The organism is Cronobacter sakazakii, assembly GCF_000982825.1.
Classification (GTDB): domain Bacteria; phylum Pseudomonadota; class Gammaproteobacteria; order Enterobacterales; family Enterobacteriaceae; genus Cronobacter; species Cronobacter sakazakii.
In genome coordinates, this window is the sequence record NZ_CP011047.1 from 4,022,858 (window position 1) to 4,042,020 (window position 19,163).

General features: G+C 55.3%; 18 protein-coding genes and 5 tRNA genes. 3 read left to right on the top strand and 20 right to left on the bottom strand.

Translation table 11 applies throughout. The features are described from left to right. Window positions 1–231 precede the first annotated feature (231 nt). Window positions 232–1,284 carry a 3-deoxy-7-phosphoheptulonate synthase AroG gene (gene aroG / locus CSK29544_RS19105; RefSeq protein ID WP_007888550.1) on the bottom strand — a complete coding sequence of 351 codons (1,053 nt, stop codon included), beginning with the start codon at window positions 1,282–1,284 and terminating at the stop codon, window positions 232–234. Between the two features lie 324 nt (window positions 1,285–1,608). Between aroG and CSK29544_RS19110 the strand changes: the two genes are divergently transcribed. Both CSK29544_RS19110 and zitB read left to right on the top strand, forming a co-directional pair. Beyond that, a complete protein-coding gene (locus CSK29544_RS19110) occupies window positions 1,609–2,001 on the top strand; it encodes a protein YbgS (protein ID WP_007888553.1) in 393 nt (130 codons plus the stop codon). A 127-nt stretch (window positions 2,002–2,128) separates the two neighbouring features. Beyond that, entirely contained in the window at window positions 2,129–3,097 is a 969-nt protein-coding gene (gene zitB, locus CSK29544_RS19115) for a CDF family zinc transporter ZitB (RefSeq protein WP_029038899.1), read from the top strand. Here the strand turns inward: zitB and pnuC are convergent. From pnuC to cydA, 18 genes are all read right to left on the bottom strand, one after another. Then, window positions 3,094–3,813: a nicotinamide riboside transporter PnuC gene (gene pnuC / locus CSK29544_RS19120; RefSeq protein WP_007888558.1), complete on the bottom strand. Its 720-nt coding sequence runs from the start codon at window positions 3,811–3,813 to the stop codon at window positions 3,094–3,096. The two genes, zitB and pnuC, sit on opposite strands and share 4 nt — an antisense overlap. 21 nt (window positions 3,814–3,834) lie before the next feature. Next, window positions 3,835–4,896 carry a quinolinate synthase NadA gene (gene nadA, locus CSK29544_RS19125; RefSeq protein ID WP_029038898.1) on the bottom strand — a complete coding sequence of 354 codons (1,062 nt, stop codon included), beginning with the start codon at window positions 4,894–4,896 and terminating at the stop codon, window positions 3,835–3,837. A 421-nt stretch (window positions 4,897–5,317) separates the two neighbouring features. Next, window positions 5,318–5,393, bottom strand: a tRNA-Lys gene (locus tag CSK29544_RS19130). 96 nt (window positions 5,394–5,489) lie between these two features. Then, a tRNA-Lys gene (locus CSK29544_RS19135) sits at window positions 5,490–5,565 on the bottom strand. 78 nt (window positions 5,566–5,643) lie between these two features. Beyond that, a tRNA-Lys gene (locus tag CSK29544_RS19140) sits at window positions 5,644–5,719 on the bottom strand. 3 nt (window positions 5,720–5,722) lie between these two features. Then, a tRNA-Val gene (locus tag CSK29544_RS19145) sits at window positions 5,723–5,798 on the bottom strand. Window positions 5,799–5,905: 107 nt separating this feature from the next. Beyond that, a tRNA-Lys gene (locus tag CSK29544_RS19150) sits at window positions 5,906–5,981 on the bottom strand. Window positions 5,982–6,146: 165 nt separating this feature from the next. Then, a complete protein-coding gene (cpoB, locus tag CSK29544_RS19155; protein ID WP_007893727.1) occupies window positions 6,147–6,944 on the bottom strand; it encodes a cell division protein CpoB in 798 nt (265 codons plus the stop codon). A gap of 9 nt (window positions 6,945–6,953) precedes the next feature. Then, on the bottom strand, window positions 6,954–7,472 hold the full coding sequence (gene pal, locus CSK29544_RS19160; RefSeq protein WP_004386751.1) for a peptidoglycan-associated lipoprotein Pal: 519 nt from the start codon (window positions 7,470–7,472) through the stop codon (window positions 6,954–6,956). A 34-nt stretch (window positions 7,473–7,506) separates the two neighbouring features. After that, window positions 7,507–8,799, bottom strand: coding sequence for a Tol-Pal system beta propeller repeat protein TolB (tolB, locus tag CSK29544_RS19165; RefSeq protein WP_004386752.1), 1,293 nt, complete (start codon window positions 8,797–8,799; stop codon window positions 7,507–7,509). Between the two features lie 123 nt (window positions 8,800–8,922). Beyond that, window positions 8,923–10,191 carry a cell envelope integrity protein TolA gene (gene tolA / locus CSK29544_RS19170; RefSeq protein WP_029038897.1) on the bottom strand — a complete coding sequence of 423 codons (1,269 nt, stop codon included), beginning with the start codon at window positions 10,189–10,191 and terminating at the stop codon, window positions 8,923–8,925. A 39-nt stretch (window positions 10,192–10,230) separates the two neighbouring features. Further along, on the bottom strand, window positions 10,231–10,659 hold the full coding sequence (gene tolR / locus CSK29544_RS19175; protein WP_004387901.1) for a colicin uptake protein TolR: 429 nt from the start codon (window positions 10,657–10,659) through the stop codon (window positions 10,231–10,233). A 3-nt stretch (window positions 10,660–10,662) separates the two neighbouring features. After that, window positions 10,663–11,361 (bottom strand): Tol-Pal system protein TolQ, encoded by a 699-nt coding sequence (gene tolQ, locus CSK29544_RS19180; RefSeq protein ID WP_004387902.1) that lies wholly within the window; start codon window positions 11,359–11,361, stop codon window positions 10,663–10,665. Next, entirely contained in the window at window positions 11,358–11,762 is a 405-nt protein-coding gene (gene ybgC / locus CSK29544_RS19185; RefSeq protein ID WP_007893723.1) for a tol-pal system-associated acyl-CoA thioesterase, read from the bottom strand. The genes tolQ and ybgC overlap by 4 nt, the downstream gene beginning before the upstream one ends. Window positions 11,763–11,895: 133 nt before the next feature. Then, window positions 11,896–12,189, bottom strand: a complete 294-nt coding sequence (gene ybgE, locus CSK29544_RS19190) for a cyd operon protein YbgE (RefSeq protein WP_004387904.1) — start codon at window positions 12,187–12,189, stop codon at window positions 11,896–11,898. After that, window positions 12,189–12,302: a cytochrome bd-I oxidase subunit CydX gene (gene cydX / locus CSK29544_RS23390; RefSeq protein WP_004387905.1), complete on the bottom strand. Its 114-nt coding sequence runs from the start codon at window positions 12,300–12,302 to the stop codon at window positions 12,189–12,191. Before cydX ends, ybgE begins: the two co-directional genes overlap by 1 nt. A 13-nt stretch (window positions 12,303–12,315) precedes the next feature. Continuing rightward, entirely contained in the window at window positions 12,316–13,455 is a 1,140-nt protein-coding gene (cydB, locus tag CSK29544_RS19195) for a cytochrome d ubiquinol oxidase subunit II (protein ID WP_007848415.1), read from the bottom strand. A 15-nt stretch (window positions 13,456–13,470) separates the two neighbouring features. Next, on the bottom strand, window positions 13,471–15,039 hold the full coding sequence (gene cydA, locus CSK29544_RS19200) for a cytochrome ubiquinol oxidase subunit I (RefSeq protein WP_007893722.1): 1,569 nt from the start codon (window positions 15,037–15,039) through the stop codon (window positions 13,471–13,473). Between the two features lie 568 nt (window positions 15,040–15,607). Between cydA and CSK29544_RS19205 the strand changes: the two genes are divergently transcribed. Beyond that, window positions 15,608–16,305 (top strand): IS1-like element IS1B family transposase gene (locus CSK29544_RS19205; RefSeq protein ID WP_095033700.1). Its coding sequence is split into 2 segments (ribosomal slippage): window positions 15,608–15,857 and window positions 15,857–16,305, totalling 699 coding nucleotides; the frame shifts between segments, so codons are not numbered across the junction. Window positions 16,306–16,499: 194 nt separating this feature from the next. Here CSK29544_RS19205 and mngB read toward each other — a convergent pair. Beyond that, window positions 16,500–19,142: a mannosylglycerate hydrolase gene (mngB, locus tag CSK29544_RS19210; RefSeq protein WP_029039338.1), complete on the bottom strand. Its 2,643-nt coding sequence runs from the start codon at window positions 19,140–19,142 to the stop codon at window positions 16,500–16,502. Between the last annotated feature and the right edge of the window lie 21 nt (window positions 19,143–19,163).

Consider the following 19,163-nt stretch of genomic DNA (forward strand, 5'->3'; position numbering starts at 1 on the left):
CGCTTACCCGCCCTACAGTATATGGCGTTTCGCGTGGCATGGCGGGTGCGCTGCGCTTACCCGCCCTACGGCATACGGCATTTCACGTGGCATGGCGGGTGCGCTGCGCTTACCCGCCCTACGGCATACAGCATTTCACGTGGCATGGCGGGTGCGCTATGCTTACCCGCCCTACTACGGTGCGAGAGGTAGGTAGGGTGGGTAAGCGTTAGCGCACCCGCCAACACGAATTTAACCGCGACGCGCTTTCACGGCCTCGGCAAGCTGATGCAGGATGGCGTCGGTATCTTCCCAGCCGATGCAGGCGTCGGTCACGCTCTTGCCATACACCAGCGGCTCACCGCTCTCAAGGCTCTGATTGCCTTCCACCAGATGGCTTTCAATCATCACGCCCATGATGGCGCTTTCGCCACCAGCGATTTGCGCGCAGACATCCGCGCCGACCTCCATCTGCTTTTTAAACTGCTTGCTGGAGTTAGCATGGCTGAAATCGATCATCACCTGCGGCTTCAGGCCCGCTTTCTCAAGACCGGTTTTCACCTCAGCAACGTGCGCCGCGCTGTAGTTCGGCGTTTTACCGCCGCGCAGGATGATATGGCAATCGCTGTTACCGCTGGTGTTAACGATAGCCGAGTGGCCCCACTTGGTGACAGACAGGAAACAGTGCGGCGCGCTGGCGGCGTTGATGGCGTCAATTGCCACTTTGATGGTGCCGTCGGTGCCGTTTTTAAAACCAACCGGACAGGAAAGCCCCGACGCCAGCTCGCGATGCACCTGGGATTCGGTGGTACGTGCGCCGATAGCACCCCAGCTCATTAAATCCGCCAGATACTGTGGCGTAATCATATCCAGGAACTCGCCCGCCGCCGGCAGGCCGGTGTCATTGATATCCAGCAGCAATTTACGCGCAATCTTCAGCCCATCGTTAATCTGAAAACTGTTATCCATATGCGGATCGTTGATAAGCCCCTTCCAGCCCACCGTGGTGCGCGGCTTCTCAAAATAGACGCGCATAACGATTTCCAGCTCATTCTTTAACGCCTTACGCAGCGGCAGCAGACGCGAGGCGTACTCCTTCGCCGCCATCGGATCGTGGATAGAACACGGGCCAATCACCACCAGCAGACGATCGTCGCCGCCATGTAGAATCTGATGAATCGCCTGGCGCGCCGCAGAAACCGTCTCGGCAGCCTTTTCAGTAGCGGGAAATTTTTCCAGGAGTGCGACAGGTGGGAGTAACTCGTTGATGCCATTAATGCGTAAATCGTCGTTCTGATAAGTCATGATGGTTCCAGGAGGCCCTGCAGTTTTGTGGGAAAGCAATCCCCTCAATCTATCTTGTCGCGCCAGTAGTGTAAACACGCATTTACACTTCGCACGGAAAATTCCTGGAAGTTAACTTAAAAACGCCAGAAAGTAGCGTAAAGAGAGATCGAGTCTACACTTTTTATTTGTTAGCACTCTGTTTTATACATTTTACAGAATCACCTGCTGCCTTTTGGCGATGGTGTGGTTTATTCGACCGCAACACACGCGCTGATCAACTTTTTCACAGTGCACTGTTGGAAGAAGTTATCCAGCAATAACGACCAGAACAGGAGCATGACTATGAAACTTAATAAACTGACTTCACTCTTTCTGACCGCCACTCTGACTCTGGCCAGCGGCGCGGCGCTTGCCGCCGATTCCGGCTCATCCACTGGCGGTAGCGACACCGGCTCTGCAAACGCCGCCGCTAACGCAGGCCAGGTAGCGCCGGACGCTAAACAGAATGTCGCTCCGAACGGCGTGGATAACAACAATATCAACACTTCCGGCACTAACTCCGCAAACAGCGGCGTGAATACCGGCACCGGTACCGCCACGGGTACCTCCTCCGGCACCGCGAACAGCACCAGCGGCGAAATGGGAGCTACCGGCAACAGCACGTCCGGTTCTACCGGCAGCGTACAGTGTACTGGCGATGCCTGCCCGAGCACGTCCGGCAGCACCTCCCAGTAATCGCATTTAATGCCTGAATACAAAAGGAGAGCTTCGGCTCTCCTTTATTTTTGCTATTGTGGTAGCGCGCGATGGCCGCGCAATTAACTGATATTAATAATCACAAAAATGTTGAGCGACACACGCTATGGCCCATTCCCATACCCATTCTCATTCTCATTCACACGAGCCCCACGAGCATTCTCATAACAACTCCAACAGTAAACGCCTGCTGATTGCGTTTCTCATCACTGCCATTTTTATGGTGCTGGAGATTGCAGGCGGCCTGCTTTCCGGCTCGCTGGCGCTGCTCGCCGACGCGGGCCATATGTTTACCGACGCCGCTGCACTGCTGGTGGCATTGATGGCGGTGCGATTCGCACGCCGCAGCCCGAACGCGCGTCACACCTTTGGATTGCTGCGTTTAACCACGCTTGCCGCGTTTGTGAACGCACTGGCGCTGCTGGTGATTACGGTGATTATCGTCTGGGAGGCTATCGCGCGTTTTATTACGCCGGAGCCTGTCGCGGGCGCGCCGATGCTCGGTATCGCCATTGCAGGGCTGGTAGCGAACCTGCTTTCATTCTGGATTTTGCATCGCGGCAGCGATGAAAAGAACATGAACGTGCGCGCGGCAGCGTTGCATGTGCTGGGCGATCTGCTGGGCTCCGTCGGCGCGATTGTGGCGGCGGTGGTTATTCTCTGGACAGGCTGGACGCCAATCGACCCGATTCTTTCTATTCTGGTATCGTGCCTGGTGTTGCGCAGCGCCTGGCGACTGCTTCAGGAGAGCATGAATGAATTGCTGGAAGGCGCGCCCCGCGCGGTGGATGTCGATCAACTGCGTCGCAGACTGGTACGTGAAATTCCGGAGGCGCGCGACGTACATCATGTGCACCTGTGGCTGGTAGGGGAAAAACCGGTGATGACGCTGCATGTACAGGTGATCCCGCCGCACGATCATGACGCCCTGATGGCGAGCATTCATGACTATCTGCGACACCACTACCAGATAGCCCATGCGACGGTACAGCTTGAGTATCAGTCATGCAGCGTTAAAGACTGTGATTTAAATGCCGGGGACGCGACACCACACGCCCACGGCCATTCGCATTAATGAGACAGCGCGCGCGAGCCCCGCTCGTGCGCCGCTTTGATCCACATCCGGCTGCCGTTAAGCGCAATAAACGTCAGGATCAGATACTCCAGCGACATCGCATAAACGCCCTGGCGCGCGAAAATCACCACGCTAATGACGTTAATGATGACCCACAGCAGCCAGTTTTCGACATATTTACGGGTCATCAGGATCATCGCCACTACGGACAGAACCGTCATACAGGAATCCCAGAACGGGAAGGCGTCCGGCTGAAGCTGCGGCATAGCCACGTTAAGCCCAAGTGCCTGCATGACCTGAACCGCGATACGCGTCAGAAACGCAAATACCGGGTCAATCCAGACCGTCATCAGACCAATCGCCACCACACAAACCGCCAGCCAGCCAAACGCTTTCGGGCGTGGCAGCCAGCGAATATGCAACGCCGCCTGGTTGTCGCTGCTCTGGCGCGACCACGCGTACCAGCCGTAAATATTCGCCACAAAGAAAAAGACCTGTAGCAGCAGACTCGCATAGAGCTGGATCTGGAAGAAAATAATCGCAAACAGCGTGACGTTAATTAAACCGAACACATAGTTAACGATTTTCTCAAGGCTCGCCAGCCAGATGCACAGCAGGCCCGCGAGCGTGCCGATGGCTTCAATCCATGATAATGAGTATCCGCCTTCGCCGAGCGGAATATGTACCAGAATGTTTTGTACGCTAAAAAAATCCATATCTCCCCGAAGCGTAAATTCTTACGCGTTTCCTTTAACCGAAAGACGAAGTGTAGCCGCAAAATCCAGCATGCGGTTAAGCGGCGTTAACGCGGCTTCTCGCAGGCGGGCGTCAACATGAATCTCATGAGCCGTACCGCCATGCTCGAGCGCATCAGCGATGGCCTGAAGGCCATTCATCGCCATCCACGGACAGTGCGCGCAGCTACGGCAGGTCGCGCCCTCACCGGCGGTCGGTGCTTCAAGCAGCGTTTTTTCCGGACACGCCTGCTGCATTTTGTAAAAAATGCCGCGATCGGTCGCCACAATCAGCTGCGGATGCGGCAGCGTTTTCGCGGCGTTAATCAACTGACTGGTGGAGCCTACGGCATCAGCCATATCGACAATCGCCTGCGGCGACTCCGGGTGTACCAGCACGGCGGCATCAGGATAAAGCGCTTTCATACGCGCCAGCGCCTGCGTCTTAAACTCATCATGCACGATGCAGGCGCCCTGCCAGCAGAGCACATCGGCACCCGTCTGTTTCTGAACATAACGCCCCAGATGCCGGTCCGGCGCCCAGATAATTTTCTCGCCGAGACTATCAAGATGTTCAATCAGCTCTACGGCGATGCTGGAGGTCACGACCCAGTCGGCGCGGGCTTTCACCGCCGCCGAGGTATTGGCGTAAACCACGACGGTGCGATCCGGATGGCTGTCGCAAAACGCAGCGAATTCCTCTTCCGGGCACCCGAGATCCAGCGAGCACTCCGCCTGTAGCGTCGGCATCAGAATGGTTTTTTCAGGGCTTAAGATTTTGGCGGTTTCACCCATAAAGCGCACGCCAGCGACCAGCAACGTAGTGGCAGGGTGATTCGCGCCGAAACGCGCCATCTCCAGTGAATCAGAAATACAGCCGCCCGTCTCTTCGGCCAGCGCCTGAATTTCCGGGTCGGTGTAGTAGTGCGCCACCATGACCGCGTTGCGCTCCTTAAGGAGACGCTTAATTTTTTCGCGGTAAATGGCTTTCTCATCCGCACTCAGCGGCACGGGCTTTGGCGGGAACGGATAAATTGCGGCCTCGGGATCGAACATTACACTCATTTGCACCATCTCGTTTTTTGCACTTAACTAAAGCCGCTTAACCGAGCCGTTGAAAGCCACCTGGCAGCTTCATTTGTTTTATATGCTAAACAAGATAGCGGATTGCACGGCAAAAGTCACAGGAAAAGGTGGCATGGGGTGCGCGTGGCGCATCATCGGATGAAAGAGATGAGCAAGCGTATGGCGGGAAGCATTTTGCAGCGTGCGGATGAGGTTACGTCTGAAAAGCAAAAAGGCGCCTTTAGGGCGCCTTTTTACACTGGTGGGTCGTGCAGGATGACTCGCTTCGCTCGCCCTTCGGGCCATTGCCGCAAGCGGCTCCGTTGCCTCGCCATAAATGGCTCGGCCCGAACCTGTGCAGGTTCGAATCTTTCTTACGTCCAGATAAGCAAAAAGGCGCCTTTAGGGCGCCTTTTTACACTGGTGGGTCGTGCAGGATTCGAACCTGCGACCAATTGATTAAAAGTCAACTGCTCTACCAACTGAGCTAACGACCCTTTCGGGAACTGCTTCTTTCAGAGGGAGGTAGTGGAAGATGTTTGCTGCTTTGCAGCATTATCCTTCACACCTGTCTTTAACACCCACGCTTTGAGTGGTGGGTCGTGCAGGATTCGAACCTGCGACCAATTGATTAAAAGTCAACTGCTCTACCAACTGAGCTAACGACCCATTCGGGTGTTATCTGAAAGATTTACTGCTTTACCAACAAAAGCGTTGGTTGTCCGCGCATGATTTCACATGAAGCGTTGGTGGGTCGTGCAGGATTCGAACCTGCGACCAATTGATTAAAAGTCAACTGCTCTACCAACTGAGCTAACGACCCGAGTGGTGGGTGATGACGGGATCGAACCGCCGACCCCCTCCTTGTAAGGGAGGTGCTCTCCCAGCTGAGCTAATCACCCGATACTACGCTGGTTTACTGCGTGTGGTCAGTCGTGGAGGGGATAACACTAACGAAGCGTTGCAACGTTGCCTTCACGATATCGCTCATTTAAACCACCTGAGCGAGTGGTGGGTCGTGCAGGATTCGAACCTGCGACCAATTGATTAAAAGTCAACTGCTCTACCAACTGAGCTAACGACCCACATTTTTTGCCACCGCGGGTTTGTTTCGTATCCCGTGGCAACGGCGGCATATATTACTGATTTAAGATTCTGACGCAACAAAAATTTCGAGGCAGATCACTTAACTGCTTACGTTTCATGCGGCAAGACCAGAAATAATACGGTATCTGGTCAAGCCGCATGCATTACATCGCATTCAGGCGTTTTTGCGCCTGTTTTGCACCGTCGGTGCCAGGGTATTTGGAGATAACCTGCTGATAAACGGCCTTCGCTTTCGCGGTGTCGCCTTTATCCTGCATGATTACGCCGACCTTATACATCGCATCCGCCGCTTTCGGTGATTTAGGATAGTTCTTCACCACCGAGGCAAAGTAATACGCCGCGTCATCCTTCTTACCTTTGTTGTAATTCAGTTGGCCGAGCCAGTAATGGGCGTTCGGCTGGTAAGTGGAATCCGGGTATTGCTTTATGAAATTGGAAAACGCGGTGATGGCTTCATCCTGACGGGATTTATCCTGCACCAGCGCGATAGCTGCGTTGTAATCGGTATTGGCATCCCCGCTTTGCGTCGGCGCGCTGGCTGTGGGCGCGGAGGCATTCGCATCCGGTGTGGCTTGCGCCGCGCCGTTTTGCGCCTGATCGCCGCCCTGCGCTGCTGCCGCTCCGCCATTGCCATTAGTCAGACTGTCCATCTGCAGCAAAATCTGCTTTTGACGTTCCACAATCTGGTTAAGCTGATACTGATTTTCCTGAATCTGACCGCGCAGGGAATCAATATCGGACTGGTTATCGGAGAGCTGCTGCTGAAGCTGGGTTAAAAGCTGACTGTGAGCGTTGGAAATACGCTCGAGTTGAACGACACGGTCTTCGACCGAGCCTGAGCCGACATCACTGATTGGCGCCTGGGCATTAGCGGCCCAGGGGGCCGCTACGCCAACCAGTAACGACAGACCCAACAGGTGATGTCTGAAGTTACTGATCATGCAATTCTCTTAGTAAACCAGTACGGCGCGACGGTTTTTGGCATATGCCGCTTCGTCGTGACCCAGTACTGCAGGTTTTTCTTTACCGTAAGAAACGATGGAGATCTGGTCAGCAGAAACGCCTTTACCCTGCAGGTACATCTTAACCGCGTTAGCACGACGCTCGCCCAGGGAGATGTTGTACTCCGGGGTGCCGCGCTCATCCGCGTGACCTTCAACAGTCACTTTGTAAGACGGGTTGCTACGCAGGAAGTTAGCGTGCGCATCCAGCATTGCAGCGAAGTCAGAACGGATGTCGTACTTATCCAGATCGAAGTAAACGATGTTGTTCTGCTGCAGCTGCTGCATCTGCAGACGCGCCTGCTCTTCAGAAGACATGTTGCCGCCGTTGCCGTTCATACCAGTGCCGGCACCCAGCATGCCTTCGCCGCTCTGGTCATTGCTGGCGTTCTTGTTAGAAGAACACGCTGCGATTGCCATAACAGGCAGAGCGATCATCAGCCCTTTCAGCACTTTATTCAGTTGCATTTCTTTGATTCCTTTAGTAATCAATTAATTATTATTACAGATACGGCGACCAGGCAGGCGATTTTACCTGTCCATCAGTTGCCGGAAGACGCGCTTTGAAACGCCCATCTGTAGAAACCAGGTTCAGCACGGATCCCATCCCCTGAGAAGAGCTGTAGATAACCATAGTGCCGTTAGGTGCCAGACTTGGCGTTTCATCCAGGAACGTTGACGACAGCGTCTGTACGCCACCCGTTGCCAGATCCAGTTTAGCGATGTTCTGAGCGCCGCCATTGGAGCTCACCATCACCATAAATTTACCGTCGGAGCTGATGTCAGCGTCCTGGTTCTGAGAGCCTTCCCAGGTCACACGCTGCGGCGCACCGCCGTTGATATTGACTTTATACACCTGCGGACGACCAGCCTGGTCAGAGGTATAGGCCAGCGTCTGGCTGTCCGGATACCAGGTCGGCTCGGTGTTGTTACTGCGTCCGTCGGTCACCTGACGGATCTGGCCAGAGCCGATATCCATCACGTACAGGTTCAGGCTGCCGGTTTTAGAGAGTGCGAAAGCCAGTTTGCTGCCATCCGGGGAGAACGCCGGCGCACCGTTGTGGCGCGGGAACGACGCGACCTGACGCACGGCGCCGTTTGCCAGCGTCTGGATAACCAGCGCAGAACGACCGCTTTCAAAGGTCACGTAAGCAAGCTTGCTGCCATCCGGCGACCATGCCGGAGACATCAGCGGCTGCGGCGAACGGTGTACAACGAACTGGTTGTAACCATCGTAGTCAGAGACGCGCAGTTCATACGGGAACTGACCGCCGTTGGTCTGAACCACATAAGCGATACGGGTGCGGAAAGCGCCTTTGATGCCGGTCAGCTTCTCAAACACTTCGTCGCTCGCAGTATGGCCTGCATAACGCAGCCACTGCTTGTTCACTTTGTAGGAATTCTGAGCAAGCACGGTGCCCGGCGCGCCACCGGTATCTACCAGCTGATACGCCACGGTATAGCTGCCGTCGCCGTTCGGCGTCACCTGCCCAACCACGACCGCGTCGATACCAAGCGCAGACCAGGCCGCTGGCTGAACTTCCTGTGCCGTCGCAGGCTGCTGCGGCAGACGAGAGCGATCGAGCGGGTTGAATTTACCGCTGTTACGCAGATCCGCCGCCACGATGCCGCCGATATCTTCAGGCGCAGCACCCGGGCCTGCCCACTTGAACGGCACCACCCCAATCGGACGCGCCGAGTCAACCCCCTGGGTTATCTCGATGCGTACTTCTGCGTGCAGCACAGCTGCCCACAGCATCAGAAAACTAAATGCTAAACGTAATGCCTGCTTCATCATATCTCCCTTATCTGGACTCAGAGCCCACGATAATTTAGCAGAATGTTAACAAACTCAAAGATAGACAACCACATCACACACCGGCTTAAACCGGACAGTGAAGCCCGGTTTTACCGGAAATCACTGCGGTTTGAAAAGCAACGGCGCGTTTTTAAAGACTTCATAAACAGCCTGGCTCGGCGGCTTAGGAATCTTCGCCTGTCGGGCGGCGGAAATGGCTGCCTGGCAAAGCGCAGGATCGCCCCCTTCCGACTGGATATCCAGCAGTAAGCCATCCGGTGCAAGTTTAATACGCAGCGTACAGGTTTTGCCTGAATACGATGACGCATCGTAGAACTTGCTTTCAATGGCCGACTTTATCTGCGAGGCGTAGCCATTGATTTCAGCGCCGCTGGCACCGTTGTTCTTACTATTACCGCTTCCCGCCGGCGCTGCATTACTGCCTTTCGCCCCGCCGCCGGTTTTCGGCGCATTCTTACCTGAGCTGAGATCGCCAAGCAGATCGTCAACGCCTTCCGCCGCGGCCGCTTTCTCTGCAGCGGCTTTCGCAGCTGCGGCTTTCTTCGCCGCCGCTTTTTCGGCGGCCGCTTTCTTATCAGCAGCGGCTTTTTCCGCGGCTGCTTTTTTCTCTGCCGCCGCTTTCTCTGCCGCCGCTTTCTCTGCAGCAGCTTTTTCGGCCGCCGCGGCTTTTTCTGCTGCCGCTTTTTCGGCTGCCGCCTTCTTAGCAGCCTCAGCGGCCGCTTTCTTCTCGGCGTCCTGCTGGGCTTTTTTCGCCGCATCGGCAGCCGCTTTTTTCTCTGCTTCTTCCTGCGCTTTCTTCGCGGCAGCGGCGGCTTTAGCGGCCTCCTCCTGCGCTTTTTTCTGCGCGTCGGCAGCGGCTTTCTTCGCCGCTTCTTCCGCGGCTTTCGCCTGAGCGTCAGCTTTCGCTTTTGCGTCTGCTGCGGCTTTAGCTGCCGCCTCTTCCGCCTGCTTTTGCTGTTCCTGCGCGCGCTTCGCGGCTTCTTCAGCCTGTTTCTGCTGTTCCGCCTGCTGCTGCGCTTTCTCCTGCGCCTCAAGGCGCTCCTGCTCAAGCTTTTTCAGGCGTTCTTGTTCGGCGGCCTGTTTCTCACGCAGTTCCTCCGCCTGCTGCTGCGCCTGTTTCTCGCGCTGTTCGGCGGCTTGTTTAGCGCTTGCCTGCTGTTGCTGCTGGCGGTTGTACTGCTGCACTACCGCACCGGGATCGACCATCACGGCGTCGATAGCCGATCCGCCGCCGCCGCCCGCCGCGTCTTCATTGATATGCTCATCGAACGAACTCCAGATCAGCAGTGCAATGAGCAATACATGCAGCACTACGGAAATGATGATCGCGCGTTTCAGCTTATCGTTTTGTTCGGTTGCCTTTGCCACTCTCGGTTTCCAAAACTTATAGCCCTGTCAGGCGGTGGATCAGATAGGCTGCGTCATCAAGCCGACAGATTTCACGCCAGCCTGATGTAACAGGTTCAGCGCTTTAATAATCTCGTCGTAAGGAACCTCTTTGGCGCCACCGATTAAAAAGACCGTTTTTGGATTTTCCTGCAGGCGACGCTGCGCCTCGGCAACAATTTGCTCAGCAGGCAGTTGATCCATACGATCTTTTTCCACCACCACGCTGTACTGACCCACGCCGGAGACTTCAATAATCACCGGCGGGTTGTCATTGCTGCTGACGGTCTGGGAATCCGTGGCGTCCGGCAAATCCACTTCCACGCTCTGGGTGATGATGGGCGCTGTCGCCATAAAAATCAGCAGCAGCACCAGCAGCACGTCCAGCAGCGGGACAATGTTGATTTCAGATTTCAGATCACGACGACCACGTCCACGTGTTCTGGCCATGACTTACCCCTTGTTGCTTTCGGTGCTGGTGCTGGTGAAAGCCTGGCGATGCAGGATAGCCGTGAACTCTTCCATAAAGTTGTCGTAATTCAGCTCCAGCTTGTTCACGCGCTGGTTCAGACGGTTGTAGGCCATTACCGCCGGGATTGCGGCGAACAGACCAATTGCCGTCGCGATAAGCGCTTCCGCGATACCCGGCGCCACCATTTGCAACGTCGCCTGCTTCACCGCGCCCAGCGCGATAAAGGCGTGCATGATCCCCCACACGGTGCCGAACAGACCGATGTACGGGCTGATGGAACCTACTGTGCCGAGGAACGGGATATGCGTTTCGAGGGTTTCAAGCTCGCGATTCATCGAAATACGCATCGCGCGCGACGCCCCTTCGACAATCGCTTCCGGCGCATGGCTGTTAGCGCGATGCAGACGAGCAAACTCTTTAAAACCCGCGTAGAAGATCTGCTCGGAGCCGGAGAGATTTTCACGACGCCCCTGGCTCTCCTGATACAGGCGAGAAAGTTCGATGCCCGACCAGAATTTATCTTCAAAGGCTTCCGCTTCACGCGACGCGGCATTGAGGATGCGCGTTCGCTGAATGATGATGGCCCAGGACGCGATTGAAAAACCAATCAAAATCAACATGATAAGTTTAACCAGAAGACTTGCCTTCAGGAACAAATCAAGGATATTCATGTCAGTCACTGCTTGAACTCCGCGACAATAGACTTGGGAAGCGCACGAGGCTTCATTAAGAGTGGATCAACGCAGACAATCAGCACCTCGGCTTCATTGAGGAGCTGGTTTTCCGCGTTAACAATCCGTTGCCTGAACACCATGGAGGTGCCACGCAGCGTTGTAATTTCGGTCTGGACTTCGAGCATATCGTCGAGTCGGGCAGGCGCAAGATATTCAAGCGACATCCTGCGAACCACAAAGGCTACTCGCTCCGCCAGTAAATCTTGCTGACTAAAGTGGTGGTGGCGCAGCATCTCTGTGCGTGCTCTTTCATAAAAGGCGACGTAACTGGCGTGATAAACCACACCACCGGCGTCGGTGTCTTCGTAATAGACACGAACCGACCATCGAAACAGCGTTGTGCTCACTCTACATCCCGGTAATGCAAATAAACGCTGCTACTATACGCAAGTGAATGTGGGTTGGGAATGGGGAGAAGTAAACGGAGAGTAAATATTTATGGGCTCCTGAAAGCCCATAGAATCACTGATGTTGCCGCGTTCAGGCGAAGAAAAAAATCAACCCGGCCAGCATCACCAGAAAGGCGATCAGCGGACAGAAAATGCCTTGCCAGTGGACAGCGCGCAGACGAAAACCCACGCCGTGAATCACACCCGCGCAGACGGCCCACATCAGGAACAAGCCCTGCCAGATTTCAAGACCGCTGGTCTTCGCCGCGAAGCGCGACGGGTCCCAGAAGATGCAACCCGCCAGCACCAGCGCCATGATTAAGGAAAGAGCCCTTAGCGGGCTCTTATCCATCAGCGCGTAAAGCGCGGTAATGAGGCGTTTCATCACGACTCGACTTTACCGGCTTTGGTCGCTTCGACATGTTCCAGCGCCAGCGCGGTAATGATCCCGAAAGCACAGGCCAGAAGCGTTCCGAGAATCCAGGCGAAATACCACATAGTCAGCTCCTTATTAGTACAGAGAATGCGTGTTGCTTTCGATATGCTCTTTGGTGATGCGACCAAACATTTTCCAGTAACACCAGGTGGTGTAGAGCAAAATAATCGGTACGAACACCGCGGCGACATAGGTCATCACGGTCAGCGTCAGCTGGCTGGAGGTCGCGTCCCACATCGTCAGGCTGGCGTTCAGCATAGTGCTGGACGGCATGATGAACGGGAACATCGCGATACCGGCAGTCAGGATAACGCAGGCGAGCGTCAGTGAAGAGAACACAAACGCCCAGGCGCCTTTCTCCAGACGCGACGCCAGCACGGTCAGCAGCGGCAGCACGACGCCCAGCGCAGGGATCGCCCACAGAGCCGGCATGTTGTTAAAGTTAGCAAACCAGGCACCCGCCTGACGAACCACTTCTTTATTCATCGGGTTAGAGGCTGCACGCGGATCGATAGCGGATGTCACCACATAGCCATCAATACCGTACATCACCCAGACGCCCGCCAGCACGAAGCAGACCATCATCACCAGGGCTGAAATCTGCGCGGTGGTGCGGGAACGCAGGTGCAGCTCACCGGTGGTACGCATCTGCAGATAAGTCGCGCCCTGCGTCAGGATCATCGCCACGCTCACAACACCTGCCAGCAAGCCAAACGGGTTCAGCAGCTGGAAGAAGTTACCGGTGTAGAACATACCCTGATATTTATCAAAGTGGAACGGCACGCCCTGCAGCAGGTTACCGAACGCCACACCAATCACCAGCGGCGGCACGAAGCTACCGGCGAACACGCCCCAGTCCCACATGTTACGCCAGCGCATATCTTCAATCTTCGAGCGGTAGTCAAAACCGACCGGACGGAAGAACAGCGAGGCGAGCACCAGGATCATCGCGACATAAAAACCAGAGAATGCGGCGGCATACACCAGCGGCCAGGCCGCGAACAGCGCGCCGCCTGCGGTAATAAGCCATACCTGGTTGCCGTCCCAGTGCGGCGCGATGGAGTTAATCATCACGCGGCGCTCGGTATCGGTGCGTCCCAGGATGCGGGTCAGCATGCCGACCCCCATATCAAAGCCATCGGTAACCGCAAAACCAATCAGCAGAATGCCAACCAGCAGCCACCAGACCAAACGTAGTACTTCATAATCGATCATTTTACGTCTCCTCGCTTAGCGTGCCGGCTGAGAAGCCACAGTGGACTGCTCGAAGTGGTAGCGACCCGTTTTCAGGCTGCTCGGCCCCAGGCGGGCGAATTTGAACATCAGGAACAGTTCTGCCACCAGGAAGAGCGTATACAAGCCGCAGATAAGCACCATCGAGAAGAGGATGTCGCCTGAAGACAGGTTAGAGTGCGCCACGGCGGTCGGCAGGACTTCACCGATAGCCCACGGCTGACGGCCATACTCCGCCACAAACCAGCCCGATTCCACCGCGATCCACGGCAGCGGAATGCCGTAAAACGCCGCGCGCAGGAGCCATTTTTTATCGCCGATACGGTTGCGAATAACCGACCAGAACGACGCGCCGATAATCAGAAGCATCAGAATGCCGCACAGCACCATGATACGGAACGAGAAGTACAGCGGCGCCACGCTCGGAATAGAATCCTGCGTCGCTTTCTGGATCTGCGCTTCGGTCGCTTCAGCCACGTTATCGGTATAACGCTTCAGCAGCAGGCCATAACCGAGGTCTTTCTTCACGCTGTTAAACTCATCGCGAAGCGCCTGGTCGTTAGAGCCGGAACGCAGTTGCTCCAGCAGCGCGTACGCTTTCATCCCGTTACGGATGCGCGCTTCATGCTGCACCAGCAGATCTTTAAGACCAATCACCGGCGTATCCACAGAGCGGGTGGCGATAATGCCAAGCGCATAAGGGATTTGAATCGCGAAGCGGTTTTCCTGGGTTTTCTGATCCGGGATACCAAACAGCGTAAACGCGGCCGGTGCCGGCTGGGTTTCCCACTCGGCTTCGATAGCGGCCAGTTTGGTTTTCTGCACGTCGCCCATTTCGTAACCAGATTCGTCACCCAGCACGATAACGGAAAGCACCGCCGCCATGCCGAAGCTCGCCGCGATAGCGAAAGAGCGTTTAGCGAAGGCGAAATCGCGGCCTTTCAGCATGTACCACGCGCTGATACCCAGAATGAACATCGCGCCGGTGCAGTAGCCTGCGGCCACCGTGTGAACGAATTTCACCTGCGCAACCGGGTTCAACACCAGCTCGGAGAAGCTCACCATCTCCATGCGCATGGTTTCGAAGTTGAAATCAGACGCGATCGGGTTCTGCATCCAGCCGTTCGCCACCAGAATCCACAATGCGGAGAGGTTGGAGCCCAGCGCCACCAGCCAGGTAACGGCCATGTGCTGCACTTTGCTCAGGCGATCCCAGCCGAAGAAGAACAGGCCGACGAACGTTGATTCAAGGAAGAATGCCATCAGGCCTTCGATAGCCAGCGGGGCACCGAAGATATCGCCTACATAGTGTGAATAGTAAGACCAGTTAGTCCCGAACTGGAACTCCATGGTCAAGCCGGTCGCCACGCCCAGTGCGAAGTTGATACCAAACAACTTGCCCCAGAACTTGGTCATGTCTTTATAGATTTGTTTACCAGAGAGGACGTAGACCGTTTCCATAATGGCCAGCAGGAACGCCATACCGAGCGTCAGCGGCACAAAAAGGAAGTGGTACATCGCGGTCAAGGCAAACTGTAAGCGCGACAGTTCGACTATATCTAACATCTTGACTCCTTGCTCCTCGCATGAAGACTTCGAGCGTGACACTTTTTAAAGCGCCACAACGCATGCCCCAATACCAATGACATTTGCTCCCGTCAGCCTTGCTTAAATCACTGCGTGTATTTGTGAAAAAGTAATGGCGAAAGGTTACAAATAAGTTAAAAGAATTCCAAATTGATTCGGCGAATATTTTACGCTGCAATCCAGGGATAATAAATAGATTTACTTATCCCTTTATTTGCGTTTTACGACGGCGATCAATTTATACCCAAAACGCCGTGTAAATACCAGATTGATCGACCGCAATTTAGCGCCTTCTCCAGATTTTTTTCAAGCTAAAAACTTTGATTAAAATCAGTTTTTGTACCTATTGTTAATTATGTTTCACCCCGAATGGGTTAAGTGAAAATAATGTTAACGATAAGTGTTTTTTTAACGTAGCGCGGGTTATAAAAGCGCTGCCAATAATAAACCCACGTTATTTTAGTCAATCCTGACATGAGATATTAATCACACGGTGATGCTGCCAACTTACTGATTTAGTGTATGATGGTGTTTTTGAGGTGCTCCAGTGGCTTCTGTTTCTATCAGCTGTCCCTCCTGTTCAGCTACTGACGGGGTGGTGCGTAACGGCAAAAGCACCGCCGGACATCAGCGCTATCTCTGCTCTCACTGCCGTAAAACATGGCAACTGCAGTTCACTTACACCGCTTCTCAACCCGGTACGCACCAGAAAATCATTGATATGGCCATGAATGGCGTTGGATGCCGGGCAACCGCCCGCATTATGGGCGTTGGCCTCAACACGATTTTCCGCCATTTAAAAAACTCAGGCCGCAGTCGGTAACCTCGCGCATACAGCCGGGCAGTGACGTCATCGTCTGCGCGGAAATGGACGAACAGTGGGGATACGTCGGGGCTAAATCGCGCCAGCGCTGGCTGTTTTACGCGTATGACAGGCTCCGGAAGACGGTTGTTGCGCACGTATTCGGTGAACGCACTATGGCGACGCTGGGGCGTCTTATGAGCCTGCTGTCACCCTTTGACGTGGTGATATGGATGACGGATGGCTGGCCGCTGTATGAATCCCGCCTGAAGGGAAAGCTGCACGTAATCAGCAAGCGATATACGCAGCGAATTGAGCGGCATAACCTGAATCTGAGGCAGCACCTGGCACGGCTGGGACGGAAGTCGCTGTCGTTCTCAAAATCGGTGGAGCTGCATGACAAAGTCATCGGGCATTATCTGAACATAAAACACTATCAATAAGTTGGAGTCATTACCTAATCACACTTCCTTGTTAATATCGGCAGCCAAAAAGAATTCATGAGATCAGGATTGATAATTTTATTTCACAACTTATTTACCATTTCCCCTTTAGCCGCATAAAAACGGCACTGTTTTTTTTGAAAATAAAAAAGCCGCCGCCCGTAAAGTACAGGCGGCGGCGTCAATACAATGGCTTAAACAGGGCGACAGACTGTGGCGCTGAAGGTCCGTGATTCGCAAGGTTTCAGCGCGCCGGTGTGGCCATTCGGGAGAATGTTATCCGCACGCGGCGCTTCATCCATACCTGTTTGCTGCCAGGCCTGAAGCGAGGCGCTGAACGTGACCTGCGCCTCGCTCGTTGTCACACAGGACGGGTTATAAACGCGCACGATCAGCGCCTCGCGATCTTCTGCTTTTTTCAGCACGCTGAGTTGTGCACCGCCAGATGTCATCTGCAGGAGGCTATACCGGCACGGCGTGGTTATTCCGGACGGATTCAGCTTCATCGCATCCCAGGGAATTTTGTTATAGCACTGTACGGGGGTAAGCCAGGTGCGCGCCTGCTGCGCCACGCCCGCCGTGAGCGCATCGCCCTGATACGGCCACAGGCTCAGCCGGCAAGAAAACTCGCCCCGCATTTGTGAATCCGGCGTCGGCAGATGAATGCCGGAAGGACGGCCAGGACGGAGCGCCAAATCGGCTTTGCCGAGCGCACCGACGCCACGCAAAAGCGTCAATGCAAAGGTGTCGTGCCGCTCGCCGACAATTTCCACCTCGCGCAACCCTTCGGTAAAAAGCGCTATCCCCTGCCCCTGCTGTTCGAGCACGGCGTAGTTCAGGAAATTCCATACCGGCACCGGCGCTTCTTCCCACCCCTCTTCTTCCCAGCGCGTCATCGCCTCGTCCATAACCGGGCGATACACGCTGCCAAACTGGGTGTCGGTAAGTACCCGCTCGCAGGCGAAAGGCGTCGGAATAAGCAGCCGCACGCGGTGGTCATCCGCCTGGTTGTTCAGCGTCACCGCTACATCAATCCGCGGGCTGTCATGCGAAAGCGTGATACGCAACTGTGCGTCAAGCCGCCCGTCACACTTACGGGCAGCGCGCGCCGCCAGATTTACCGGCACGGGCATGAACAGATTGATAATGGCGTGGCTTTGCCAGGCTTCGTGGATGATTTGGTGCGTCGCCGCCTGTGCGCCGGAACGCAGCACCCACTCCGCGCGGGCAGGTGAATAGTCATACTCGTCGCCATTATCAGAACTCTCTTCCAGCTCAAACACCCGGTCATAGGTCAGGCCGCGCTGCTTATCCTCAAGCTGCACGGTGCCGCTGGCATTAACGCTAATCCGCCAGAAAGGGTTTTCGAGCAGCGAGGCGTGCTGCGGCGGCGAATGGCACAGCAGCCCCGCCACGCCAGATTCAAGGCGTAGCCGGGTGTAGCCCATCGCGGGCAGCGACTGGCAGAGCTGAATGTCATACTCCATAAACGGCTCATCATGACCGTAATGCACCAGTTGCCGGTCCACCAGGCCCGGATCGAGTGTGCGGGCCGCCCGAATGTAATACGCCACCGGCTCGCCCCGATCGTCCCACAGAGCAAAGCGCTGGCCGCGCAACCGCACGGTGGTGTTAACCACCTCATGACGCGGGTGCGGCATCAGGTTAAACAGCGTCAGTGTGTCGCCGTCACAGGCAGGCATGCTGTCAGCGATTTTGCGCATATAAAACGTCAGCAGGTTATCCGCCATATCCTGGGCGAGGCTAAAGCGGCTCATGATTTCGCGGTGTACCACGTCGCTGCAGCAGCAGCCGATGCTGTCGTGCGCGTGGTTTTTTAAAATCTCCTTCCACATCTTTTCAAACAGCCCGTGATGGTACTCAAACCCGAGCGACCAGGCGATAGCGGCGAGCGGCTCCAGCAGATTGACGATACTGTTTTCGATGCGCGCATGGGCGATTTTAATGTCCATTCGCGTGGAGCCAATGGTGCGATGAACGCGCATCGTCTTACCATCGATGAACTCGCCTTTCAGCGTCGGCAGGCGATCGCGCATGGTGTCGATATGCTCAAACACCGTTTCGAACCGGCTCATCACAAATTCGCGCTGCGGGTAGATTTGCCGTAGTTTTTCCATCACCGCGAAAAGGTTCTGCTGAAGCGGCATCTGGTCATGGCCGTTCGGCAGCAGGATTTCTTTCGTCAGCGAGGCCTTTTCCAGTACCGCACAGCACGGGTCGAGCCGCTTACGCAGCGCCGTTTCATCCTCGGGTAAGTACTTACCAATGGCATAGCCCAGCGGCAGCACCTGCGTCGTTACTACGCTGCCATCCGCACTCTGCCAGAGAAATTCCGTTTTATCGCTGCCGTGACGAGGCGAGCAGCCGCGCCAGAACATGGCGCGCGTAATGCCGAACTGGTTATAAATATGCGGCAACTGGCCGGACATGCCGAACGAATCGGGCAGATAGCCGATTTTCATCGGCTCGCCGAACGGGCGGCAGTCGCGCAATCCGTAAAGGAGATTGCGGGCAATCGACTCCCCCGCGACGATTGTCGTATCGGTCTGGGTATACCAGGGGCCGATAATCAGTTTTCCCGCCGCGACCAGCGCGCGGACGCGTTCACGGTACTGCGGCTTCACGGCGAAATAATCCTCCAGCACCGCCGTCTGGCCGTCGAGCACGTAAAAGAGATAGTCCGCGTCCTGTTCGAGGCGCGTCAGGATCTCTTCCATGTTGTTGACCAGCAAAATCCGTGAGGCTTCCGTGGTGAAATACCATTCGCGGTCCCAGTGCATGTGGGGCGTGATATGGACTCGTGATACAGCGTTCATAAGGTCATCCTTGAAAGTGAA